At 71.1% G+C, this 22,853-nt stretch carries 18 protein-coding genes; 6 read left to right on the forward strand and 12 right to left on the reverse strand.

Annotated elements, in window-relative coordinates:
- Window positions 1-403 precede the first annotated feature (403 nt).
- The 7 genes from araA to ACFQVD_RS18660 all read right to left on the reverse strand — a co-directional run bounded on the left by araA (window position 404) and on the right by ACFQVD_RS18660 (window position 9,092).
- Window positions 404-1,900, reverse strand: coding sequence for an L-arabinose isomerase (gene araA / locus ACFQVD_RS18630; RefSeq protein ID WP_343964641.1), 1,497 nt, complete (start codon window positions 1,898-1,900; stop codon window positions 404-406).
- On the reverse strand, window positions 1,897-2,565 hold the full coding sequence (locus ACFQVD_RS18635) for an L-ribulose-5-phosphate 4-epimerase (RefSeq protein WP_343964639.1): 669 nt from the start codon (window positions 2,563-2,565) through the stop codon (window positions 1,897-1,899). Before ACFQVD_RS18635 ends, araA begins: the two co-directional genes overlap by 4 nt.
- Window positions 2,562-4,274, reverse strand: a complete 1,713-nt coding sequence (gene araB, locus ACFQVD_RS18640; protein WP_343964637.1) for a ribulokinase — start codon at window positions 4,272-4,274, stop codon at window positions 2,562-2,564. The genes ACFQVD_RS18635 and araB overlap by 4 nt, the downstream gene beginning before the upstream one ends.
- A gap of 63 nt (window positions 4,275-4,337) precedes the next feature.
- Window positions 4,338-5,324, reverse strand: a complete 987-nt coding sequence (gene yjfF / locus ACFQVD_RS18645; protein ID WP_343964635.1) for a galactofuranose ABC transporter, permease protein YjfF — start codon at window positions 5,322-5,324, stop codon at window positions 4,338-4,340.
- A complete protein-coding gene (locus tag ACFQVD_RS18650; protein ID WP_343964634.1) occupies window positions 5,321-6,370 on the reverse strand; it encodes an ABC transporter permease in 1,050 nt (349 codons plus the stop codon). The genes yjfF and ACFQVD_RS18650 overlap by 4 nt, the downstream gene beginning before the upstream one ends.
- A complete protein-coding gene (locus ACFQVD_RS18655; protein ID WP_343964633.1) occupies window positions 6,367-7,884 on the reverse strand; it encodes a sugar ABC transporter ATP-binding protein in 1,518 nt (505 codons plus the stop codon). Before ACFQVD_RS18655 ends, ACFQVD_RS18650 begins: the two co-directional genes overlap by 4 nt.
- Before the next feature lie 218 nt (window positions 7,885-8,102).
- Window positions 8,103-9,092, reverse strand: coding sequence for a LacI family DNA-binding transcriptional regulator (locus ACFQVD_RS18660; RefSeq protein WP_343964674.1), 990 nt, complete (start codon window positions 9,090-9,092; stop codon window positions 8,103-8,105).
- A gap of 610 nt (window positions 9,093-9,702) precedes the next feature.
- Between ACFQVD_RS18660 and chvE the strand changes: the two genes are divergently transcribed.
- The 4 genes from chvE (at window position 9,703) to ACFQVD_RS18680 (ending at window position 14,847) form a co-directional block, all read left to right on the forward strand.
- A complete protein-coding gene (gene chvE / locus ACFQVD_RS18665; RefSeq protein ID WP_343964631.1) occupies window positions 9,703-10,839 on the forward strand; it encodes a multiple monosaccharide ABC transporter substrate-binding protein in 1,137 nt (378 codons plus the stop codon).
- A 95-nt stretch (window positions 10,840-10,934) separates the two neighbouring features.
- Window positions 10,935-12,443: a multiple monosaccharide ABC transporter ATP-binding protein gene (mmsA, locus tag ACFQVD_RS18670; protein WP_343964672.1), complete on the forward strand. Its 1,509-nt coding sequence runs from the start codon at window positions 10,935-10,937 to the stop codon at window positions 12,441-12,443.
- Between the two features lie 7 nt (window positions 12,444-12,450).
- On the forward strand, window positions 12,451-13,698 hold the full coding sequence (mmsB, locus tag ACFQVD_RS18675) for a multiple monosaccharide ABC transporter permease (protein WP_343964629.1): 1,248 nt from the start codon (window positions 12,451-12,453) through the stop codon (window positions 13,696-13,698).
- A gap of 111 nt (window positions 13,699-13,809) precedes the next feature.
- The gene (locus tag ACFQVD_RS18680) at window positions 13,810-14,847 is read left to right on the forward strand and encodes a TerC/Alx family metal homeostasis membrane protein (RefSeq protein ID WP_343964627.1); all 1,038 of its coding nucleotides are present in this window, start codon (window positions 13,810-13,812) and stop codon (window positions 14,845-14,847) included.
- 28 nt (window positions 14,848-14,875) lie between these two features.
- Here ACFQVD_RS18680 and ACFQVD_RS18685 read toward each other — a convergent pair whose 3' ends face one another.
- The 5 genes from ACFQVD_RS18685 to ACFQVD_RS18705 form a co-directional block, all read right to left on the reverse strand.
- Window positions 14,876-15,604 carry a maleylpyruvate isomerase family mycothiol-dependent enzyme gene (locus ACFQVD_RS18685; RefSeq protein WP_343964625.1) on the reverse strand — a complete coding sequence of 243 codons (729 nt, stop codon included), beginning with the start codon at window positions 15,602-15,604 and terminating at the stop codon, window positions 14,876-14,878.
- A gap of 111 nt (window positions 15,605-15,715) precedes the next feature.
- Window positions 15,716-16,399, reverse strand: coding sequence for a response regulator transcription factor (locus ACFQVD_RS18690; protein WP_343964621.1), 684 nt, complete (start codon window positions 16,397-16,399; stop codon window positions 15,716-15,718).
- A complete protein-coding gene (locus ACFQVD_RS18695) occupies window positions 16,396-17,562 on the reverse strand; it encodes a sensor histidine kinase (RefSeq protein WP_343964619.1) in 1,167 nt (388 codons plus the stop codon). Before ACFQVD_RS18695 ends, ACFQVD_RS18690 begins: the two co-directional genes overlap by 4 nt.
- Before the next feature lie 24 nt (window positions 17,563-17,586).
- Window positions 17,587-17,808, reverse strand: a complete 222-nt coding sequence (locus ACFQVD_RS18700; RefSeq protein ID WP_343964617.1) for a hypothetical protein — start codon at window positions 17,806-17,808, stop codon at window positions 17,587-17,589.
- A 291-nt stretch (window positions 17,809-18,099) separates the two neighbouring features.
- A complete protein-coding gene (locus ACFQVD_RS18705) occupies window positions 18,100-19,677 on the reverse strand; it encodes a protein kinase domain-containing protein (protein ID WP_343964615.1) in 1,578 nt (525 codons plus the stop codon).
- 170 nt (window positions 19,678-19,847) lie between these two features.
- Here ACFQVD_RS18705 and ACFQVD_RS18710 point away from each other — a divergent pair, with 170 nt between their 5' ends.
- Both ACFQVD_RS18710 and ACFQVD_RS18715 read left to right on the forward strand, forming a co-directional pair.
- On the forward strand, window positions 19,848-20,561 hold the full coding sequence (locus ACFQVD_RS18710; RefSeq protein WP_343964613.1) for a TetR/AcrR family transcriptional regulator: 714 nt from the start codon (window positions 19,848-19,850) through the stop codon (window positions 20,559-20,561).
- 35 nt (window positions 20,562-20,596) lie between these two features.
- Window positions 20,597-22,720, forward strand: coding sequence for an SDR family NAD(P)-dependent oxidoreductase (locus ACFQVD_RS18715; RefSeq protein WP_364155170.1), 2,124 nt, complete (start codon window positions 20,597-20,599; stop codon window positions 22,718-22,720).
- The last annotated feature ends 133 nt before the right edge of the window (window positions 22,721-22,853 follow it).

A 22,853-nucleotide genomic window follows, 5' to 3' on the forward strand; every position in this document is an offset into this window, starting at 1 on the left:
GGCCGACCGGATTCCCGCGAAGGAAGGCGGTCCGACCGGCCGCCGGACTCCTTCACCGGCACCCACCGCCTCTCCCACCCCGCCTGAACAGCGCAGGAGTCTCCGAGCGGCGGAGCCGACGGGAATTCGGCCTCCCAAGCGCTTCTCTCAACCGTTCTGCCGATCGAGTCTGCCGCGTCACCCGAAGACGAAATCTCGGGGAAAACGCTCCACCCCGTCGCCGACGGTTGAATCGGACGCCCCTTTGCCCGCACCCCGCCGTTGTCGCCATCCGAAAACAAACGCGACGACCGCGCGTTTGAAAATACGCGGTCGCCGACAATTCTTCCGGGCGTTTCGTGTGTTCGGATGACAATACGCGTAGCAGCGGAACGGGCCCCGCCGATCGGCGGGGCCCTTCGGGTCAGAAGCCCTGCGCCAGCCGGTAGTAGGCCTGGTTCCAGCGGATCTCCTTGGCGAACTGGCGGGGGGTGGTGTCGGCGTCGATGACCAGCAGCTCGACGCTGAGCATGTCGGCGAGGTCGGTGAGCTCCTCGCCGGTCAGCGCGGACGACAGCACCGTGTGGTGCGGGCCCCCGGCGGTGAGCCACGCCTCGGCGGAGGTGCTCAGGTTCGGGCGGGGCCGCCACACCGCGCGGGCGACGGGCAGGTTGGGCAGCGGCTCGGCCGGGGCGACCACGTCGATCTCGTTGGCCACCAGCCGGAACCGCTCCCCCATGTCCGACAGACCGATCACCACCGCCGGTCCGGGTTCGGCGTCGAAGACCAGCCGGACGGGGTCCTCCCGCCCGCCGATGCCCAACGGGTGGATCTCGCACGAGGGCACCCCGGCGGCGATCGTCGGGCAGACCTCCAGCATGTGCGCGCCCAGGATGACCTCCTGGCCCGGGGCCAGATGGTAGGTGTAGTCCTCCATGAAGGAGGTGCCGCCCTCAAGACCGGCCGCCATCGTCTTCAGGGTGCGCAGCAGCACCGAGGTCTTCCAGTCGCCCTCCCCGCCGAAGCCGTAGCCGTCGGCCATCAGCCGCTGCACCGCCAGCCCCGGCAACTGCCGCAGGCCCCCGAGGTCCTCGAAGTTGGTGGTGAACGCGCCGAAGCCCCCCTCGGTGAGGAAGTGGCGCAGCCCCAGCTCGATGCGGGCGGCGTACCGCAGGGAGTCGTGGCGCTCGCCGCCGGCCCGCAGCTCGGGGGCGACCTTGTAGCTGTCCTCGTACTCGGCGACCAGGTCGTCCACCTCGGAGTCCGCCGCCGCGTCGACCACGGCGACCAGGTCGTTGACACCGTAGGTGTTGACCGAGACGCCGAAGCGCAGCTGCGCCTCCACCTTGTCGCCCTCGGTGACCGCCACGTCGCGCATGTTGTCGCCGAAGCGGGCCAGCCGCAGCGAGCCGACCTCCGCGCGTCCGGCCGCGGCCCGTGCCCACGCCCCGATGCGCGCGGCCACCGCCGGGTCGCTCACGTGCCCGGCGACGGTCTTGCGCGCCACGCCCAGCCGGGACTGGATGTAGCCGAACTCGCGGTCGCCGTGGGCCGCCTGGTTGAGGTTCATGAAGTCCATGTCGATGGAGCTCCACGGCAGCGCCACGTTGGCCTGGGTGTGCAGGTGCAACAGCGGCGTGCGCAACGCGTCCAGCCCGGCGATCCACATCTTGGCCGGGGAGAAGGTGTGCATCCAGGCGATCACCCCGACGCAGGCGTCCGAGGCGTTCGCCTCCAGGCAGACCCTGCGGATCGACGCGGCGTCGGTGAGCACCGGCTTCCACACCAGCCGGAACGCCAGCGACTCGCCGAGTTGCTCGGCGATCCGCCGGGACTGCTCGGCCACCTGGGCCAGCGTCTCCTCTCCGTACAGGCCCTGGCTTCCGGTGAGGAACCAGATCTCACGCTCGTGGAGGATCAACGCGGACTCCTTTGCCCGTAGACGTTCTGGTAGCGGTCGTACAAACTGTCGACGGCGGGCCGCGGGATCGGCAGCGGCTCGCCCAGCTGGCGGGCCACGTGCACGGTGCGCGCGACGTCCTCGCACATCACCGCGGCCTTGACCGCGGCACGGGCGTCCGCGCCGACGGTGAAGACGCCGTGGTTGCGCATCAGGATCGCCGGGGAGCGGTGCCCCTTCAGGGTGGCGACGATCCCCCTGCCGATGTCGTCCCCGCCGATCAGCGCGAACGGCCCCACCGGGATCTCCCCGCCGAACTCGTCCGCCATGGCCGTCAGCACGCACGGGATCGCCTCGCCCCGCGCCGCCCAGGCGGAGGCGTACGTGGAGTGGGTGTGCACCACCCCGCCGACCTGGGGCATCTCCCGGTAGACGTACGCGTGCGCGGCGGTGTCGCTGGACGGCGACAGCTCGCCCCCGACCGGCTCGCCGTCCAGGTCGCACACCACCATCGACTCCGGGCTCAGCTCGTCGTACGACACCCCGGACGGCTTGATGACGAACAGGTCCTCACCCGGCACCCGCCCCGAGATGTTGCCCGCGGTCCAGGCGACGAGGTTGTAGCGGACCAGCTCGTCGTGGAGCCGGCAGACCGTCTCCCGCAGCTTCCCGACGACGGCGCTCATCCGGCCGCCCCCATCACTCGTGGTAGTCCGGTCACACGTCCTCCTTGTTCTTTCGATGTGCTCGCCTCGTTGCGCAGGGCCCGCAGGCCGTGCAGCATCTCCCCGTCGGCGAAGTGGTCGTGCAGGCGGCGGTAGTCGGCGTACAGCCGGTCGTAGGCGTCGGCGCGCCCGGCGTCGGGCAGGTGGACGGCCTCGGCGCGCCTGCCCATCGCGGCCGAGGCCGCGGTGATGTCCGGGTAGGCCCCGGCGGCGACCGCGGCGTGGATGGCCGATCCCAGGGCGCACCCCTGCTCCGAGCCGATCACCGAGATCGGGCGGCGCAGCACGTCGGCGTAGACCTGCATCAGGAACCGGTTTTTGATCAGGCCGCCCGCGGCGACGAACTCGGTCACCGGCACCCCGGAGTCCTCGAAGGTCTCCACGATCACGCGGGCACCGAACGCGGTGGCCTCGATCAGCGCCCGGTAGGTGTCCTCGGGCCTCGTCGCGAGGGTCTGGCCGACGATGACGGCCGAGAGGTCGTGGTCGACCAGCACCGAGCGGTTGCCGTTGTGCCAGTCGAGCGCCACCAGGCCGTGCTGCCCGACCCGCTGCGCGGCGGCGAGTTCGGTGAGATGCTCGTGCACGGTGAGCCCGCGCCGCTCGGCCTCCCGCTCGTAGGAACCGGGCACCGAGGTCTCCACGAACCAGCCGAAGATGTCGCCGACTCCCGACTGGCCCGCCTCGTATCCCCACAGCCCCGGCACGATCCCGTCGCGCACCACACCGCACATGCCGGGCACCTCCGCCAGCGCGTCGGAGGGCATGATGTGGCAGGTGGAGGTGCCCATGATGGCGACCATCTGACCGGGCCGCACGGCGTCCGCGGCGGCGGCCGTGACGTGGGCGTCCACGTTGCCGACCGAGATCGCGATTCCCTCGGGCAGCCCGGTCCAGGCCGCGGCGCGGGCGTCCAGCCGGCCCGCGAGACCACCGAGCGGCGACAGCTCCTGACCGAGCTTGGCGGTGAAACCGGTGAAGGCCGGGTTGAGTTCGGCCAGGAACTCCGCCGAGGGGTAGCCGCCGCCGGTGTGGATGGCCTTGTACCCGGCGGCGCACACGTTGCGGGTCTCCACGCCGGTGAGCTGCCAGACGATCCAGTCGGCGGCCTCGATCCAGCGCTCGGCGCGGCCGTAGACCTCCGGGTCCTCCTCCAGTACCTGCAGGCCCTTGGCGAACGCCCACTCCGCGGAGATCTTCCCGCCGTAGCGGGACAGCCACGTCTCCTTCCTGCGGGCGGCGACGGCGTTGATCCGGTCGGCGTGCGGCTGCGCCGCGTGGTGCTTCCACAGCTTCGGCCACGCGTGCGGGCGCTCCGCGAGCCCGTCGACCTCGCAGAGCGGGGTACCGTCCGCGGTGGCGGGCAGCACGGTGCAGGCGGTGAAGTCGGTGCCCAGGCCGATGACCTTCGACGGGGAGATCCCGGCCGCCGCCACCGCCCCGGGCACCGCCACGCGCAGCACCTGCCGCCAGTCCTCCGGCGACTGCAACGCCCAGTCGGGGCCCAGCCGCACGGCACTGCCGGGCAGCCGTTCCTCGATCACCCGGTGTGCGTACTCGTGCACGGCCGTGCCGACCTCGGCGCCGTCGCTCACCCGCACCACCACGGCGCGGCCGGACAGCGTGCCGAAGTCGACTCCGACCACGTAGCGGTCATTGTTAGCGTTCACACAATCTCCAGGACCTCGACAGGGGAGAGCTCCGGCGCGGATCCCCGCGCCGGAGCCGGGGATTCAGGTGCGCCGCGCCACACCGAGGCGTTGCAGCAGGATGAAGGCGAAGAGCAGCAGGCCGATGAAGATCTTGGTCCACCAGGAGCTGAGGGTCCCCTCGAAGCTGATGATCGTCTGGATCAGCCCGAGGACGAGCACGCCGAGCACGGTGCCGAGCAGGTAGCCGTACCCCCCGGTCAGCAGCGTGCCGCCGATCACGACCGCGGCGATCGCGTCCAGTTCCATGCCGACCGCGTGCAGCCCGTAGCCCGACAGCATGTAGAAGGAGAGCAGCACACCGCCCAGCGCGGAGCAGAAACCGCTGATCGTGTAGACCGCGATCTTCGTCCTGGCCACCGGCAGGCCCATGAGCAGCGCCGACTGCTCGCCGCCGCCGGTCGCGTAGACGTTGCGGCCCAGCCGGGTGTAGTGCAGCACGTACGCCCCGGCGAGGATCACCACGACCGCGACGAGCACGCTCGGCGAGACGAACGCGCCGCCCGGCAGGTCGATCCTGGCCTGGGCGAGGCCGGTGTACGTCGGGTCGGTGATCGAGATCGAGTCGGTGCCGATGGTGTAGCAGAGCCCCCTGGCCAGGAACATGCCGGCCAGCGTCACGATGAAGGGCTGGATGTCGAAGTAGTGGATCACGCAGCCCATGGCGAGGCCGAGCACCGCGCCGACCGCCAGCACCAGCGGGATCACCAGCACGGGCGGCCAGCCGCCGTCCGTCACCAGGCTCGCCGAGATCATCGTGGCGAGCGCGACCACCGCCCCCACCGACAGGTCGATGCCGCCGGTGAGGATCACGAACGTCATGCCGACCGCCACGACCAGCAGGAACGCGTTGTCGATGAAGACGTTGAGCACCACCTGCCCGGAGGCGAAGCCCTCGTAGCGGATGCCGCCGACCACGAACATCGCGAGGAACAACCCGCCGGTCACCAGGACCGGCAGGTACTTGCGGGGTGTCGACCGGTTCGGCGAAAGCACGCCCAGGCTGGTCATACCGTGATCCTCACCTTCGTGTCGGCGTCCGCGGAGGCGGGTGGAGCGCCGCGCCGCGGGCGGTGGAACACCTTCTCCCTGAAGGTCGGTGACTGCAGCAGGCAGACCAGGGTGACGACGAGCGCCTTGAAGAGCAGCGTCGTCTCCGGCGGCACGCCGATCGAGTAGATCGTGGTGGTCAGCGTCTGGATGATGAGCGCGCCGAGCACGGTGCCGCCGAGCGAGAACCGGCCGCCCGCGAGCGAGGTGCCGCCGATCACGACCGCGAGGATCGCGTCGAGCTCGATCCAGAGCCCGGCGTTGTTGCCGTCGGCGCTGGACACGTTGGAGCTGATCATCAGCCCCGCGATGCCGGCGCACAGGCCGCAGAACGCGTAGACCACGATGGTCAGGCCCCGGGAGCGGATGCCCGCCAGGCGGCTGGCCTCGGCGTTCCCGCCGACCGACTCGATGAGCAGGCCGAGGGCGAGGCGCCGGGTGAGGAAGGCGGTCACCGCGAGCACGACCAGCACGACCAGGATGCAGAAGGGCACGGTGAGCCAGTAGCCGCCGCCCACCAGCTTGTACGGCACGCTGTTGACGGTGATGATCTGGCCGTCGGTGACCAGCTGGGCCAGCCCTCGCCCGGCGACCATGAGGATCAGCGTCGCGATGATCGGCTGGATGCCGATCCCGGCGACGAGGAACCCGTTCCACACCCCCAGCACCAGGGAGAGCACCAGCGCCAGGCCGATCGCCGCGAGGACGCCGCCCACCGCGCTCTGGTCGTCCAGCTCGCTGATCCGAAGGCAGGCGAGCGCCCCGGAGATGGCCACCACCGATCCCACGGACAGGTCGATGCCGCCGGTGGCGATGACCAGTGTCATGCCGACCGCCACCAGGATCAGCGGCGCGCCGAAGCGGATGATGTCGATGAGGCTGCCGTAGAGGTGGCCGTCCTTCATCTGCACCGACAGGAAGCCGTCGGTGAACACGACGTTGGTCGCCAGCAGCAGGACGAGAACGAGCACCGGCCACAGCAGGCGGTGCCTGGCAAGACGGTTCATGGGCGGGCTCCGCTGGCGATCGTCTCCATGAGGACGTCGACCGTGAGGTCGTCGTCGTTGGGCAGCTGCGCCACCAGGTGCCGGTCGCGCAGCACGCCGACCCGGTGGCTGAGACGGAGCACCTCCTCCAGCTCGGCGGAGATGAACAGCACGGCCATGCCCCCGTCGGACAGGGAGACGACCAGGCGCTGGATCTCGGCCTTGGCCCCGACGTCGATGCCGCGGGTCGGCTCGTCCAGGATGAGCAGCCGCGGCTCGACGATGAGCCAGCGGGCCAGCAGCACCTTCTGCTGGTTGCCGCCGCTGAGGTTGCGCACGAGTTGTTCGGGGTTGGGAGGGTTGATGCGCAGCGCGCCGATGTACTTCTCCACCAGCTCGTCCTGGCGGCGGCGCGGTATGGGCCTGGCCCAGCCACGCGCCGCCGCCAGGGCCAGCACGATGTTCTCCCGTACGGTGAGGTCGGCGATCAGGCCCTCGGTCCGCCGGTTCTCCGGGCAGAAGGCGACTCCCCTGGCGGTCGCGGCGCGCGGGGTGCGCAGCGAGACCGGCGTACCGTCGATCGCCACCTCTCCGGTTCCCGCGTGGTCCGCGCCGAAGAGCAGGCGGGCGATCTCGGTGCGGCCGGAGCCGAGCAGCCCGGCCAGGCCCACCACCTCGCCCTGGTGGATGGAGAGCGTGAACGGCTGCACCGCCCCCGCCCTGCCGAGTTCCCTCGCCTCGATGACCACGTCGCCGGTCCGCGCCAGGTCCTTGGGCTTCTCGTCGAGCCGTTCCAGGTCGGCGAGCTCGTTGCCGATCATCTTGCCGACCAGCTCGACCTGGCTCAGCTCGGCGGTGAGGTGCTCGCCGACCAGCCGGCCGTTGCGCAGGATCGTCATCCGGTCGGCGATCTCGTAGACCTGGTCGAGGAAGTGCGAGACGAAGAGGATGGCGATCCCCTCGTCCTTGAGCCGCCGCATCACCCGGAACAGTTGCGCGACCTCTCCCGCGTCCAGGCTGGAGGTCGGCTCGTCGAGGATGAGCACGCTCGCGGAGATGTCGACGGCCCGCGCGATGGCCACCATCTGCTGCACGGCCGGCGAGTACGAGGACAGCGGCGCCGAGACGTCCAGGTCGAGGTCGAGCCTGGCGAGCAGCTCGGCCGCGCGCCGGCGCGTCTCACCCCACCGGATACGGCCGAAGCGGCGCGGCTCGCGCCCGATGAAGATGTTCTCGGCCACCGAGAGGTTCGCGCAGAGGTTGAGCTCCTGGTAGACCGTGCTGATCCCGGCCCGCTGCGCCTCCAGGGGGCCGGCGAAGGAGACCGGCGCGCCGGCCAGCTCGATCCGGCCCGCGTCGACGTCGTACACGCCGGTGAGCACCTTGATGAGCGTCGACTTCCCCGCGCCGTTCTCCCCCATCAGCGCGTGCACCTCCCCCGGCAGGAGTCTGAAGTCCACGCCGGTCAGCGCCTTGACGCCGGGGAACTCCTTGCTGATCCCGATCATCCGCAGGATCGGGTCGGGTGCGGCCATGCGACTCCCTTTCCTCCCAGGAGACGGGCCGCCCGCGAGGCGGCCCGCCAGGTCAGTTGCGGCGGGTGGGCGGCGCCTCTCCGGCCCGCTCCCGCGTGAGGATCGTCTTCGTACGGGCCGGCGTCCGCCGTCCCACCGGCCGGGCGTCCGGTGCCGGTGTGGATCGCCGGGGCTCGCCTGACCGTTAGCGCTAACATCGACGGGCGGACTTGTTCGCGTCACGTGTGGGCCGGTGCGGTGCTGGCCCTGGCCACGAACCTCGGCGGAACGACATGCCGCTCGTGGGACCATTCCGCGCCCGCCTCCATCTGCCTGAGCAGCAGTTCGATGCTCCATCTCCCGACCGCCCCGAAGTCCTGCCTGACCGTGGTGAGCGGCGGGGTGAAGAACTCCGACTCCGGGATGTCGTCGAACCCCACGATGCTGATCTGCTCGGGCACCCGCACTCCCCGCTCGGCGAAGGCGCGCAGCGCGCCGAGCGCCATCTGGTCGTTGGCGACGAACACCGCGGTGACACCCGGCACCGCCGCCAGGCGCAGACCCGCCTCGTAGCCGGAGCGCGGGCTCCAGTCACCGGGCAGCGGTTCGGGGATCGGACGGCCCGCGGCGACCAGCACGTCGCGCCACCCCTCGATCCGCCCCTCGACCTCCAGCCAGTCCGGCGGGCCGCCGATGTGCCAGACGGTCTCGTGGCCGAGGTCGAGCAGGTGCCTGGTGGCCAGCCGGGCACCGTGGACCTGGTCGACACTGACCACCGACACGTCGCCGGAGTGGCCGCCCTCGACGGCCACCACGGGGATGTCGGTGGGCACGTCGGCCAGCGCCGGGGCGGCCGAGCGCTGCGGCGCGACCACCACGATGCCGTCGACGCCCTGCTCGGCCAGGTAGCCGAGCGCGTCGCGCACTCCCGCGGTGTCGATGGTCTTGAGGCTGACCATGCTGACGAAGTACCCCGCGGACCTGGCGGCCTGCTCGATGCCGTACACGGTGCTCGCCGGCCCGTACAGGGTCGTGTCGAAGCTGACCACGCCGAGGGTGCGGGTATGCCTCGTGACCAGGGCGCGGGCCACCATGTTGCGCCGGTAGCCGAGCTCGTGGATCGCCGCCAGCACCCGGGCGCGGGTCTCGGCACGGACGTTGGGGTGGTCGTTGAGCACGCGTGAGACCGTCTGGTGCGACACGCCGGCCTTCGTGGCGACATCCGCCATCACCGGCGGGCGGCGCTCGTGGCTCGGGCTCACGGTCGGCTCCTTCTGGTGGCTTGGGACAGACTGTGAGCGCTAACAACACCTCGCGTCAAGCACCCGCCACATTGCAGTCTGGTTACACGGGAACCATTCGTTAACGCCTACTTGACGGCACCGTCATCACGCCCTTAACTGTCCCATACCCCGTTGTTAACGCTCACATATCCTCCGGGAAGGTCTTCATGACGCGAGGACTGCTGACCACCCGGGGGTTGACAGCCGGCCGACTCCGGCATTTGATGTCTCGTCACACAGCCGGCCGGATCCCCGCGGTGTCCCGCGCCGCTGTTGTGAACGCTCACAAAAACACTTACGAAAACGCTCAAGAAAACGCTCACGGAATTGCTCAGGACCCTGCTCAGGGACCTGTTCACGGACCTGTTCACGGATGGGGGAGCGAGCCGGGTCACGGCTCGCTCCCCCATCGCCGCGGGCACGGCCCCGAAGGAACGCGCCCCGGTGGCGGCACACGCCGCCCGAGCACCCGCCGCTCTCGGGACGCGCCGCCTCCCATCTCTCCCGCGGCCCTCCCCCCGGCCAGGACCCCGGACCCCCACACTGGAGGTATTCGATGAAGTTCGCGAAGCTGGTCACCTTCTCGGTGAGCCTGGCTCTCGCCATGGGAGTGACGGCCTGTGGCTCAAGCGTCAAGACCGTCGACCAGGGCGCGTCGGAGGCCGCCTCCGCGGCGCCCGCCGACACCCTGGTCGGCGTCACGATGCCGACCAAGTCCTCCGAGCGCTGGATCCACGACGGTGACAACGTCAAGAGCGCCCTGGAGAAGCTGGGCTACAAGGTCGACCTGCAGTACGCGGAGAACGACATCCCCACGCAGGTCAACCAGATCGAGAACCAGATCACCAAGGGCGCCAAGCTGCTGATCATCGCCTCGATCGACGGCACCGCCATCACCACGCAGCTCCAGCAGGCGGCCGACAAGAAGATCCCGGTGATCGCCTACGACCGGCTCATCCGCAACTCGCCGAACGTCGACTACTACGCCACCTTCGACAACTTCAAGGTGGGCGTGCAGCAGGCGACCTCGCTGCTGGTCGGCCTGAAGCTGAAGAAGGAGGACGGCTCCGACGGCGACGCCAAGGGCCCGTTCAACATCGAGATCTTCGCCGGCTCGCCGGACGACAACAACGCCACCTTCTTCTACAACGGCGCGATGGAGACGCTGAAGCCGTACATCGACGCCGGCACCCTGGTCGTCAAGAGCGGCCAGACCGACTTCAAGACCGTCGCGATCCTGCGCTGGGACCCGGCCACCGCGCAGAAGCGGATGGAGGACCTGATCACCAAGTCCTACTCCGGCGACACCTTGGTCGACGGCGTGCTCTCCCCGTACGACGGTCTGTCCATCGGCATCCTGTCGGCGCTGAAGAGCAGCGGCTACGGCACCGCCGGCCAGCCGTACCCGATCGTGACCGGCCAGGACGGCGAGGTCGCCTCGGTCAAGTCGATCATCGCGGGTGAGCAGTACGCGACGATCTACAAGGACACCCGTGAGCTGGCCGCCGTCACCGTCGAGATGGCCGACGCGGTGCTCAAGGGCGGCAAGCCCGAGGTGAACAACACCACCGACTACGACAACGGCAACAAGGTCGTCCCGTCCAATCTGCTGGAGCCCGTGATCGTCTACAAGGACAACTACAAGAAGGTCCTCGTCGACTCCGGCTACTACACCGAAGACCAGCTCAAGTAGGAGCAGCGGCGCCACCCCCGCGAACGTCCGCGGGGGTGGCGGGGCTCCCGGAAGACGCCGAGGAGGCGGACGGCTTGACCGACGACATACTCCGGATGCGCGGGATCACCAAGACGTTCCCGGGCGTCAAAGCCCTGCAGGACGTCAACCTGGCGGTACGCAGGGGCGAGATACACGCGATCTGCGGGGAGAACGGCGCCGGCAAGTCGACGCTGATGAAGGTCCTGTCCGGCGTGTACCCGCACGGTTCGTACGACGGCGAGATCTTCTTCGACGGCGAGCCGTGCCGCTTCTCCGACATCAGGGACAGCGAGAAGCACGGCATCGTGATCATTCACCAGGAGCTGGCGCTCAGCCCGTACCTGTCCATCGCCGAGAACATCTTCCTCGGCAACGAGCGGACCAGCCGCGGCCTGATCGACTGGAACCGGACCAACGCCGAGGCCGCCGAGCTGCTGGAGCGGGTCGGGCTGCGCGAGAACCCGGTGACGCGCTCGATGGACATCGGGGTCGGCAAGCAGCAGCTGGTGGAGATCGCCAAAGCGCTGTCCAAGCAGGTCAGACTGCTCATCCTCGACGAGCCGACCGCCTCGCTCAACGACGAGGACTCCGCGCACCTGCTCGACCTGCTGCGCGGGCTGCGCGAGGAGGGCATCACCTCGGTGATCATCTCGCACAAGCTGAACGAGATCCAGGCCATCGCCGACTCCACCACGATCCTGCGTGACGGCCGGACGATCGAGACCCTGGACATGAGCGGCGAGGAGGTCACCGAGGAGCGCATCATCGCCGGCATGGTGGGCCGCGACCTCGAACACCGCTTCCCGCCGCACGAGCCGAAGATCGGCGAGGAGGCGCTGCGGATCGAGGACTGGACGGTGCACAGCCCCACCCAGCACGACCGCGTCGTCGTCTCCGGCGCCAACCTGACACTGCGCCGCGGCGAGATCGTCGGCCTGGCCGGCCTGATGGGCGCCGGCCGCACCGAGCTGGCGATGAGCGTGTTCGGCCGGAGTTACGGGGTCGGCGTCTCCGGCCGCGTCTACAAGAACGGCAGGGAGATCCAGCTCCGCACGGTCGGCGAGGCGATCGGCCACGGGCTCGCGTACGCCACCGAGGACCGCAAGCGGTACGGCCTCAACCTGATCGACGACATCAAGCGGAACGTGTCGGCCGCCGCGCTGAGGAAGCTGGCCAGGCGCGGCTGGGTCGACGACAACAAGGAGTACCAGGTCGCCGACGGCTTCCGGGAGAGCATGAACATCAAGGCTCCCAGCGTGCTGTCGGTCACCGGAAAGCTCAGCGGCGGCAACCAGCAGAAGGTGGTGCTGTCGAAGTGGATCTTCACCGACACCGACGTGCTGATCCTCGACGAGCCCACCCGCGGCATCGACGTGGGCGCCAAGTACGAGATCTACTCGATCATCAACCAGCTCGCCGACCAGGGCAGGGCCATCCTGGTCATCTCCTCGGAGCTGCCCGAGTTGCTCGGCGTCTGCGACCGCGTCTACGCCATGTCCGCCGGCCGCATCACCGGTGAGGTCTCCCGGGCCGAGGCCACCCCTGAGCGGCTCATGCAGCTCATGACCAAGGAAAAGGAGTAAGGGCACGATGAAGGTCCCGACCCGTGAGACAGCGCCATCGAGCGGCGGCCTTCCGGCGGTACCCGCCAAGGCGCCCGCCGGCCGCCTCTCCGTCAACCTGCGGCAGAGCGGCATCTACATCGCCTTCGCGCTGATCATCGTGCTGTTCTCCATCCTGACCGACGGAGAGCTGCTCAGCCCGCAGAACATCTCCAACATCATGGTGCAGAACTCCTACGTCCTGATCCTGGCCATCGGCATGATCCTGATCATCATCGCCGGTCACATCGACCTCTCGGTGGGCTCGGTGGTGGGACTCACCGGCGCGATCGCGGCGGTGCTGATGGTCGACATGGACGTGGCCTGGCCGCTGGCGATCCTGGTCACGCTGGTCGCGGGCGCGCTGATCGGGGCCTGGCAGGGCTACTGGATCGCCTACTTCGGCATACCGGCGTTCATCGTGACCCTGGCCGGAATGCTGGTCTTCAGGGCGCTGACCCTGACCGTGCTCGGCAACCAGGGCATCGGACCCTTCCCCGACGAGGTGCGGACCCTCGCCAACGGCTTCGTGCCCGGTTTCTTCGGCAACGTCGGCCTCGGCCCGCTCGGCGGCGCCGACCTGCTGACGCTGCTCGTCGGCCTGGCCGCGGTGGCCGGGATCGCCGGCACCCAGTGGCGGGCCCGCCAGGCGCGGCTCGGCTACCGGCAGCAGGTCGACGCGCTGCCGGTGTTCCTGCTGAGGATCGGCGCCGCCGCCGCGGTGGTGATGGTGGTCATCGTGCAGCTCGCCAGGTTCAAGAACCTGCCCTGGGTGCTGGTGCTGCTGGCGATCCTGGTGCTGGGCTACACGCTGCTGACCAACCGCGCGGTCTTCGGCCGCCACATCTACGCCATCGGCGGCAACCTGAACGCCGCGAGCCTGTCCGGCATCAAGGTGAAGTCCGTCACCTTCTGGATCTTCGTCAACATGGGGGTGCTCGCCGCGCTCGCCGGGATCATCTTCGCCGGGCGGCTGAACCAGGCCGGCCCGACGGCGGGCAACGGCTTCGAGCTGGACGCCATCGCGGCCGCCTTCATCGGCGGCGCCGCGGTCCAGGGCGGGGTGGGCAAGGTGGTCGGCGCACTCACCGGCGGCCTCATCATGGCCGTGATCAACAACGGCATGTCCCTGATCGGCGCGCCCAGCGAGCGGGTCATGCTCTTCAAGGGCCTGGTCCTGCTCGCCGCCGTGGCCCTGGACGTCTGGACCAAGCGCCGGGCCGGTTCGGCCCGCTGACCCCGCGCTCCCCGCACCCGCCCGCGTCCCCGCGCGGGCCGGTGGCCTCCGGGTGTGGACCCCCTTACCTGAGGGTAAGCGAGGATTCTCAACCGGCTGGAGGGAACACGGATGGCGATCGATTCGATAGGCATGTGGATCGCGGTCGTCGTTCTGGTGATAGCGCTGCTCGTCCTCGACTTCGTGGTGGCGGCGCGCCGGCCGCACGCCGTGGGCATGCGCGAGGCCACCGCCTGGAGCGTCTTCTACATCGGCGTGGCCATCGCCTTCGGCCTGGTCCTGTGGTGGCTGGCCGGGTCGGCGCTGGCGACCGAGTACTTCGCCGGATGGCTGGTGGAGAAGAGCCTCTCCGTCGACAACCTCTTCGTCTTCGTCATCATCATGGCGCGCTTCTCCGTGCCCCCGGAGAACCAGCAGAAGGTGCTGCTCTTCGGGATCGCCACCGCCCTCGTGCTGCGCGCCGTCCTCATCGCGGTCGGCGCGGCGGCCATCAGCCTCTTCTCCTTCACATTCCTGCTCTTCGGCCTGCTGCTGATCTGGACGGCGATCCAGCTCGTCCGGCACCGGAACGAGGAGCCCGACATCGAGAGCAACCCCCTGATCCGCTTCGTCTCGAAGGCGCTCCCGGTCACCGAGAACCTGCACGACGGCAGGCTCGTCGTCCGCGAGGACGGAAAACGGATGGTCACCCCGCTGTTCGTGGTCTTCCTCGCGATCGGAAGCACCGACCTGCTGTTCGCCCTCGACTCCATTCCCGCGGTCTTCGGCGTCACCACGCACCCGCTCATCGTCTTCGCCGCCAACGCCTTCGCGCTGCTGGGGCTGCGTGCCCTGTACTTCCTGATCGAGGGCCTGCTGGAGCGCCTGGTCTACCTGTCGATCGGCCTGGCGGTCATCCTCGGCTTCATCGGCCTGAAACTCATCCTGGCCTTCCTGCACGAGGACGTCTCCAAGTCCTTCCCCGAGATCCCGACCCCGCTCTCACTGCTGGTGATCTTCCTGGTGCTGCTGGTCACCGTCGTCTTCAGCCTGCGCAGGGTACGCGCCCACCCCGAGGAGCGCGCGCGGGCGGGCACCCTGCACCGGATGCGCCGCAAGGACAGGAACGGAGGCCGGGACGAGGGGCGGCAGGGGCAGGACGACCACTGAGGCCCCGGCGGGAACGCGCGCCGAAAGCTCAGGCCAGACAGCGCAGGGCGGCCCTGAGCCTGCGGTCGAGAGGATGGTCGACGGGGTGGTCGTCCGGCAGGCGGCCGACGGTCGCCGCCACGAACGCCGGGGGCCCCAGCTGCTCGCTCATGTCGTAGGCGTGCACCCAGATCCCGTCGGCGGTCAGCTCGACCTGGACCTTCGAACCCTGCTCGGCGAGCACGAACGCGCCCACCCTCGCTCGCCACCAGGTCCGCTCGTCCTCCTCGTCCTCCGCGACGGGCGCGCCGACGTCGTCGGCGTGGGTGGCGTACTCCGAGTCGTAGTGGAAGGTCTGCAGCCCCACCGGGTACGGTCCCGCGAGGGTCGGCAGCAGGGCGTCGCGGCCGAGTCCGCGCATCCGCTCGCGCGTCTCCCCGTTCTCGCGCCGCCACTCCTGGAGCACCTCCTCGACCGGAACGTCGCGGCGGCGCTCCACGCACCAGGCGTTGAAGGCGTTGAAACCGCCCTCCACACCCTCGTTCCCGAGCATCGCGACGAACCCGTCGATGTCGTCGTCCAGACAGGCGTGGTTGTACAGCTCCTCCCCCGCCAGGTGCCCGAGCACGTCGCGGACCGACCAGCCCGCCGCCCGCGAGGGACGCCGCCAGCCCTCCGCGTCGAGCCCGGAGAAGAAGCGGTCGAGGCGGGCGGCCTCGGTGTCGAATATGTCGAACGGATTGAGATCCGCCAGCGGATCCTTCGATTCTGCGGTCATACCTCGGAAGTACCCGGGAACGGCGGGCGTCCCCGTCCCGCGCTCCGGAAGGTTGGGATCACCAGGTCTCGCCTGCGCGCCGGCCTGCCGCGGGGTGCGGAACGCTCCGTCTCAGCCGGGCACGAGTCCGTGGCGGTGCGCGTAGCCGGCCGCCTCCGCCCGGTTACGCGCGCCGATCTTGGCGAACACGTGGTTGATGTGCGTTTTCACCGTCGTCTCGGCGATGAACAGCGCCGCGGCGATCTCTCCGTTCGGCAGACCACGGGCCACCAACCGCAGCACCTCGACCTCGCGCGCGGTCAGCCCGTCCGGCGGGGGAACCGCTCCGGACCTGATCAGGGCGTCGACCAGACGACGCGACACGGTCGCGTCGAACGTGGACTGCCCGGCGGCGGCCGACCTCAACGCGGCCGCGATCTCGGCGCGGCCCGCGTCCTTGGTGAGGTAGCCGCGCGCGCCCGCGGCCAGCGCGGCGTGCACCGACTCGTCGTCGGAGTAGGTGGTCAGGACGAGAACCGCCACATCCGGATGGTCGCGGGCGAGTCGCCGGGTCGCCGTCACGCCGTCCATCACGGGCATCCGGAGGTCCATCAGCACCACGTCGGGCCGCAGTTCGGCGGCCAGCCGGAGCGCCTGCTCGCCGTCGCCCGCGTCGCCGACCACCTCGATCCCGTCGACCAGGCCGAGCAGGGCGACCAGACCCTCGCGCATGAGCTGCTGGTCGTCGGCCACCAGCACCCTGACCGTCCGGGCGCCCGCCGCGCAGGGCTCGTGAGCCCCCGCGGACCCGGTCACGCGGGCACCTCCGCCGTGACGGTCCAGCCCTGCCCCGGAGCGTCCGCGCCCGCCCGGAGCGTGCCACCCACCAGCGCGATCCGCTCCCCCATCCCAGCGAGCCCGAACCCCGCGACGGCGGTTTCCCGCTCCCGGACGGGCGTCCCCGGAGTGGCATTGGCGACGCTGAGCCGTACGCATCGCCCCCGGAACGACAGGGCCACGTCGATCGGCGCGCCGGGGGCGTGCCTGGCGGCGTTCGTCAGCGCCTCCCGCGCCGTGCGCAGCAGCGAGACCTCGGCGGGCGACGACAGCCGCCGCGGGGTGCCCTCCACCCGGACGCTCACCGGAGTGCCGTGATGGTCACGGTGCTCACCCGCCAGCGTGGCGAGCGCCTGGCCCAGCTCCGGAACGTCGGCCCGCAGCGCGGCGACGGCGGCACGCGCCTCACGGAGCCCCTCGGCGGCCAGGCGGCGGGACCGGCGCAGCCGCGCCACCGCCCCCTGCCTGTCGTCCTTCTCCGCGAGGAGCGCCTCGGCCAGTTCCAGTTGCACGCCCAGCGCGCCCAGGGAGTGCGCCAGCACGTCGTGTATCTCGCGGGCGATCCTGGCCCGCTCCTCCATCGCGGCCGCCCTGGCGCTCTCGTGTTGTGCCCGCCTCGTCTGTTCCAGCAGCAGCCGCGTCTGCAGTGCCTGCATCCGGTGCTGCCTGCGGTGCAGTGCCAGCAGCAGACAGATCGCCAGCAACGCCAGGTAGAGCGTGATCGCACCGGGCGCCCGCCCCCAGAGGACCATGCCCGCCACGGCCACCGCCGCGTCCAGGAGCCCGAGCGCGAGCAGCGTGCGCAGCCGAGGGCGCAGGTCCGAGGCGAACATCAGCTGGAACGCGACGAGGAAGACGACCGCGGCGCTGTCGCCGGGGCCGGCCGCCGACGCGGCGAGCACCGCCCCGGTGGCGAGCAGCCCGAGGGCGGCACGGGGCGTCCGCCGGTCGAGCGCGAGGAACGCCAGCCAGCAGGTGAAGGAGGCGGCCAGCAGACCGACCACCCAGCCCGCCGCCTCCACGGGGCGGGCGGTGGCCAGCGTCCAGCCGAGGAAGCCCGTCGTCAGGAGCCGGATCAGCCACCCGGTCTCCGGGTCGTCGGCCGCGAACAGCCGCACGACCCACCGCCAGATGTCGACCATCGGTCCCCCCAGGCCGTCGTACGCCTACCGGCGTTGTTCCACGACCTGCATGATGACATCCAGCATGAGCAGCCGGAACAGCAGGAAACCGGCCACCACCACGATCGCCACCACGGCCACCGCCGCCAGGAACTTCCCGTTCACCTTGCCTCCCGACGCCTTGAGCAGCAGTTCCACCAGGGTGATCGCCAGGCCGGCCCGTCGCCGTCCGCCGCCGCTCGCCGAGTCACGCGTTCGCATGTCCATGGCGGTCACGGTACGGAGCGGCCGGGCAGGAGCGGCACCTCCACAGGGTGGACCCGCGGGTGGATCCGTCTCCACCCTGCCGCCGGGACCGGGGACGGCGGACAGGTGGGCCTTGCCGGTCGGCCCATCCCTTGACCGGCTCCTTCGGTTACCGCCGGCCCGGAATCAGGCCGTGCCCGCCCGGGAGGGCGAGACCCGATCGAGGACCACCCGTCATCAGTGATCTCGCCACGCGCCAGGGCGGCGGCCTGTCAGGGTGAGGGCCGGTGCGATCTCGACCACGTACCGGCCCTAGTCGTCGTCATCGTCGTCGCTGCTGTGATGAAGCGGCCCGGACTGGTAACCGTCCACCTGGCCGTCCACCTGGAAGGTGAGACCCGAGGTCCGGAGGAAGTCGACGAGCGGCCCGTCGGAGGCGAGCCTGCCCTTCCGCCGCGCCTCGCTCAGTTCACGGCCGAGCTTGCGCAGTTCGTCACGGGCCTTCCCGTTGTCGCCCTCCTGGAGCTTCCCGGCGAGTTTGGCGATCCGCTCGCGGACCTTGCGGGCCGTCTTGGGGTCGATCTTCCCCTGTAGCTCCTGCGCGGTGACCGCCTGCGCCAGGGCCGCCAGACGTGTCTGCCATCCGTCCGCCGCCGGCGCGGTCCGGCTGGGCGCGGGGGCCGGTGTCTCGGACGCGCTCGGCGAGACGGCGGGGGTCGGTGACACGGCGGGGGTCGGCGGCACGGCGGGGGTCGGCGACACGGGTGCGGACGACGCCGGGGAGGGCGCCTCCGAGGGCGCCGCCGACGTGATCGCGGGTGACGCCGCGGTGCGCTGTCCCGCCGGATCCGGCGAGGCCGACACCCACAGGGCCACCAGCACCGGCAGGGCCACCACGCCCAGCAGGATCGCCAGGAACAGGCCGGGCGGGCTCTCCCGCAGATACCTCGTCGCACGCCCCGCCCACGTCTCCACCGGCAGGCCGTTCCCTCCCGCGGGGGCGGGAGGCACCGAGGGCAGCACGGAGGTCTGCGCCGGGGGCCCGGGCGCGTGCGGCGCTCTGCGGGGCGTCGCGGCCAGGAGCCGGCGGACGACCTCGGCCCCGGTGGGCCGCGCGGCGGGATCCTTCTCCAGCAGCGCCAGGACGAGCCTCTCCAGCTCCGCGGGGATGCCGGGCCGGTGGCGGCCGGGCGGGTCCGGCCGGACACCGACGTGCTGGGAGATCACCTCCGTCGCCGTGCCGACGAACGGGGGCCGCCCGCAGAGCAGCTCGTAGCAGACGCAGCCGAGCGCGTACAGATCGGCGGCCGCGTTTCCGGCCTCGCCGCGGATCTGCTCGGGCGACAGGTAGGCGGCCGTGCCGATGACGGTGCCCACCGAGGTCAGCCGCATCGCGGCCTCGGTCGCGACCCTGGCCGTGCCGAAGTCGACGACCTTGAGCGCGCCGCCCGCGCCCAGATGCAGGTTCGCCGGTTTGACGTCGCGGTGCACGACCCCGGCCTGGTGCGCGGCGTCCAGCCCGAGCGCGATCTGCCCCGCCAGGCGGCACGTCTCGGCCACGCTCAGCGGCCCGCGCTCGGCCAGCTCGGCGGCGAGGTCCCGGCCGGTCAGCAACTCCATCACCAGGTACGGGCGGCCCTCGTGCTCGCCCATGTCGAGCACGGTCACCACGTTGGGGTGGACGACGCGCGCGGCGGTCCTGGCCTCCCTGGCGAATCTCTCGCGCACCGCGGCGTCGGCCACCTGCGGTGCCAGGATCTTGACCGCCACCGGCCAGCCCGGCCGCAGGTCGTAACCGCGCCAGACCTCGCCCGTGCCGCCGCGGCCGATCAGCTCGTCCAGCCGGTACCGCCCGGCGAGCACCACGGCCGCCCCTTCCCAAACCCCCATGATCTCCCGCCATCAACTCCGAGCCCGGCAATTGGCACACAACTGTAGGGGTGCCTCGCCGGGACCGCAGGACAAGATCGCGTTCTGCTTCCCGGTGACCCGCCGCTTTTCTTGCCAATCCATTCATCGATGGATTGCGAGGCAGGGGCATCGCGGCCAGACTGTCCGGCATGAGGAAGAGCGAGGAAGACGTCTCCGCGCCCCCGGCCCGCCGCCGGGGACGCCCACCCAGGGACAGGTCCGCGCCGTCCACCTCCGATCGCATCCTCGCGGCGGCGACCGACCTCTTCGCCCGGCACGGGGCCGACGGCGCCTCCATGCGCGACATCGCCGCCCGGGTCGGAATCGACGTCTCCAGCGTGCACCACCACTTCCCCTCGAAGGCGTCGCTGTACGACGCCTGCTTCGCCCGCGTCTTCGATCTGGAGCGGGCGACGCTCACGCCGCCGGTGCGCGCCCTCCTCGCCGCGGCGCGCTCCGGACCGGCGGCCGACGTGGTGCGCGCCATGCACGACCTGGTGGACGCGTTCGTGGACTTCCTCGACGACCACCCCCAGACCACGTTCCTGTGGCTGCGCCGGTGGCTGGACCCCGGCCTCCACCTGTCGCTGGACGAGGCGTACTCGCTGCCGATCTACGGCGAGATCGAGCGGGCCCTGCTGGCGGCGGCCACCCGCGGCCTCCTCGTCGAGCCGACGCCGCACATCACCGTGCGCGGCCTGGTCTGGGCGGCCCACGGCCACGTGACCTCCCTGGCCGCCCTGACCGCCCGCGGGGGCGACCCGGTGACCGCGGACCGCGAGCGGCGCGAGTTCCGCGCCTACGCCCACCGTTTCGTCGACCGGCTCTACGCACCCCCTGGCGCGAGCGCCGTGGACGGCTAATATTCCATCATCCGATGGAATATGGGAGGCAGCGGATGAGCTCAGCGGAACCGGGCCGGGGAGTGACCGCCGTCATCGGTGGCGGCGCCGCGGGCATAGCCGCGGCCAAGGCCCTCATCGAGGCCGGCCTGCCGGTGCTCGGCATCGAGCGCGCCCCCTGTCTCGGCGGCCTGTGGCGGCTGGACGCCGGCACCGCGTCCTACCGGGGCCTGCGCCTCAACACCAGCAAGCCGCGCACGGAGTTCTCCGACTTCCCCATGCCCGCCGAGTGGCCCGACTACCCGACCCGCGCCCAGATGCTGGAGTACCTGCGGTCGTACGCCGAGCACTTCGGGGTCGGCGAGAGTTTCCGGTTCGCCACCACGCTCGAATCGGCCCGGCGTACCGGCGACGGCTGGGAACTGGCGCTGACCGGCCCCGACGGGCCGTACACCGAGACGGTAGAGCATCTCGTGGTGGCCAACGGCCACAACCACGAGCCCCGCCACCCCGAACCGCCGTACCCGGGGACGTTCGGCGGCACCGAGTCACACGCGCACGACTACGTCACCCCCGCCGAGCTGGCCGGCAGGCGGGTGCTCGTCGTGGGCACCGGCAACTCCGCGATGGACATCGCCGCCGAGCTCGTCGGCCACGCGTCCACCGTGCTGCTCTCGGCCAGGCGCGGTGTCTGGGTGCTGCCCAAACGGCTGCTCGGCCGCCCCTCCGACCAGCTCAACGGCGCCCTCGCCGCCCTGCTCCCCTGGCGGGTGCGCCAGGTGGTCTCCCAGGCGGTGCTCAGGATCGCCGACCGGAAACCCGCCGGGCCGCGCCTGGCCGCGCCCCGTCGGGGCGTGCTCCAGGACCACCCGACCCTCAGCGACTCCGTTCCCGGGCTGATCGCGAGAGGAGAGATTCTCGCGCGGCAGGGCATCACGCGCCTGGACGGCTCCCGGGTCCACTTCGCCGACGGGCGGGCGGACGAGGTGGACCACATCGTCTGGTGCACCGGTTACCGGGCCGTGACCCCGTTCCTCGACGCGGACACGGTGCCCGACCCGGCGAGCCTGCTGCTCTACCGCCACGTCTTCCCCATCGGCGACGACTCGATCAGCTACGTCGGGCTGATGCAGTCGACCGGCTCGGCGCTGCCCGTCGTCGAGGCGCAGAGCCGCCTCGTGGCCGCCGTACGGACCGGAGCCCACCGGTTGCCCGATCCGGAGAGCGCGCGGCGGATCGCCTCGGCCGAACTCGACGCCGCGCGGGAGCGCTGGGGACAGCGCAGGCCCCACATGCGGATCGACGTCGACCAGTACCTCCGCGTCGTGAACCGCGAGCTGCGCCCGTCCCCGGCGCGCGCGCTGGCCGGCCGCCGAATCCTGGTCACCGGCGCGGCGGGCACCTTCGGCAGGGCGATGAGCGCACGGTTCACCGCCCAGGGCGCGCGGGTGGTCGGCCTGGACATCGCCCGTCCCACCGCCCGCCCCGACGGCTCCGACATACCGATCATCGCCTGCGACATCACCTCCCAGGAGTCCGTCGACGCCGCGGTGGCGGAGGCCGCGGCCCTGCTCGGCGGCATCGACCTGCTGATCAACAACGCCGGCCGGGGCGGGCCCGCCCCGGCCGAACTCGCCCCGGGCGACGAGGTGGAGGCGCAGCTGCGGCTGAACCTGCTCGGCGCCTGGCGGGTGACCGCGACGGTCCTGCCCCACCTGGTACGCGCCAGGGGGCGGGTGGTCTTCATCGCCTCGCGGATGGCGGTCCTGCCGCTGCCGCTGGCGGCGGCGTACGGCGTCTCCAAGCGCGCGCTCGCGGCCTACGCCGACGCGCTCCGTCTCGAGGTCGGCACGCATGTCGGCGTGACGACCGTCTACCCGAGCATGGTCCGCAGCCCGATCCACGACAGCACGAGACAGGCCGGGCTCTCCCTGGACGCGGTGTCCCGGCCGGAACCCGTCGAGGGCGTGGTCGACGCGATCGTCCGCGCGGTCACCGCCCGCCGGGCCCCCCGTGACGTGGCGACCACCCGCCGGGGGCGGGTCGAGATGATGGTGGGCAGGCACACCCCCGCCCTGGCCGACCGTCTCGTCCGGCGCACCGTCGCCGCCCGCGTGGCGGCCGGTGACTTCGCGGGCGCCCCCCTCGCGGCGGGCATGGTACGCCGGCACCGGGGCTAGGGCGCGTGTTCAGTCGTGATCAAGGGATGGCCCCGGTCGGCGGCCTGGTCCCTCTTCTCCGGGATGACCGCCGCGATATGGCGCTTCCGCGGGTGAACACGGTTACCGCGGGACGAGCCGGAACCATGACCAC

It is taken from the genome of Streptosporangium amethystogenes subsp. fukuiense, assembly GCF_042665875.1.
GTDB classification, from domain to species: Bacteria; Actinomycetota; Actinomycetes; order Streptosporangiales; family Streptosporangiaceae; genus Streptosporangium; species Streptosporangium fukuiense.

Excerpts from the sequence above, each read along its gene's own strand:
- ACFQVD_RS18660 (WP_343964674.1), bottom strand. The coding sequence starts at position 9,092 with ATGGCGGATGTCGCCACGAAGGCCGGCGTGTCGCACCAGACGGTCTCA.
- mmsA (WP_343964672.1), top strand. The coding sequence starts at position 10,935 with ATGCGCGGGATCACCAAGACGTTCCCGGGCGTCAAAGCCCTGCAGGAC.
- ACFQVD_RS18650 (WP_343964634.1), bottom strand. The coding sequence starts at position 6,370 with ATGAACCGTCTTGCCAGGCACCGCCTGCTGTGGCCGGTGCTCGTTCTC.
- ACFQVD_RS18685 (WP_343964625.1), bottom strand. The coding sequence starts at position 15,604 with ATGACCGCAGAATCGAAGGATCCGCTGGCGGATCTCAATCCGTTCGAC.
- mmsB (WP_343964629.1), top strand. The coding sequence starts at position 12,451 with ATGAAGGTCCCGACCCGTGAGACAGCGCCATCGAGCGGCGGCCTTCCG.
- yjfF (WP_343964635.1), bottom strand. The coding sequence starts at position 5,324 with ATGACCAGCCTGGGCGTGCTTTCGCCGAACCGGTCGACACCCCGCAAG.
- ACFQVD_RS18655 (WP_343964633.1), bottom strand. The coding sequence starts at position 7,884 with ATGGCCGCACCCGACCCGATCCTGCGGATGATCGGGATCAGCAAGGAG.
- ACFQVD_RS18705 (WP_343964615.1), bottom strand. The coding sequence starts at position 19,677 with ATGGGGGTTTGGGAAGGGGCGGCCGTGGTGCTCGCCGGGCGGTACCGG.
- ACFQVD_RS18710 (WP_343964613.1), top strand. The coding sequence starts at position 19,848 with ATGAGGAAGAGCGAGGAAGACGTCTCCGCGCCCCCGGCCCGCCGCCGG.
- chvE (WP_343964631.1), top strand. The coding sequence starts at position 9,703 with ATGAAGTTCGCGAAGCTGGTCACCTTCTCGGTGAGCCTGGCTCTCGCC.
- ACFQVD_RS18695 (WP_343964619.1), bottom strand. The coding sequence starts at position 17,562 with ATGGTCGACATCTGGCGGTGGGTCGTGCGGCTGTTCGCGGCCGACGAC.
- ACFQVD_RS18700 (WP_343964617.1), bottom strand. The coding sequence starts at position 17,808 with ATGGACATGCGAACGCGTGACTCGGCGAGCGGCGGCGGACGGCGACGG.
- ACFQVD_RS18715 (WP_364155170.1), top strand. The coding sequence starts at position 20,597 with ATGAGCTCAGCGGAACCGGGCCGGGGAGTGACCGCCGTCATCGGTGGC.
- ACFQVD_RS18680 (WP_343964627.1), top strand. The coding sequence starts at position 13,810 with ATGGCGATCGATTCGATAGGCATGTGGATCGCGGTCGTCGTTCTGGTG.
- ACFQVD_RS18635 (WP_343964639.1), bottom strand. The coding sequence starts at position 2,565 with ATGAGCGCCGTCGTCGGGAAGCTGCGGGAGACGGTCTGCCGGCTCCAC.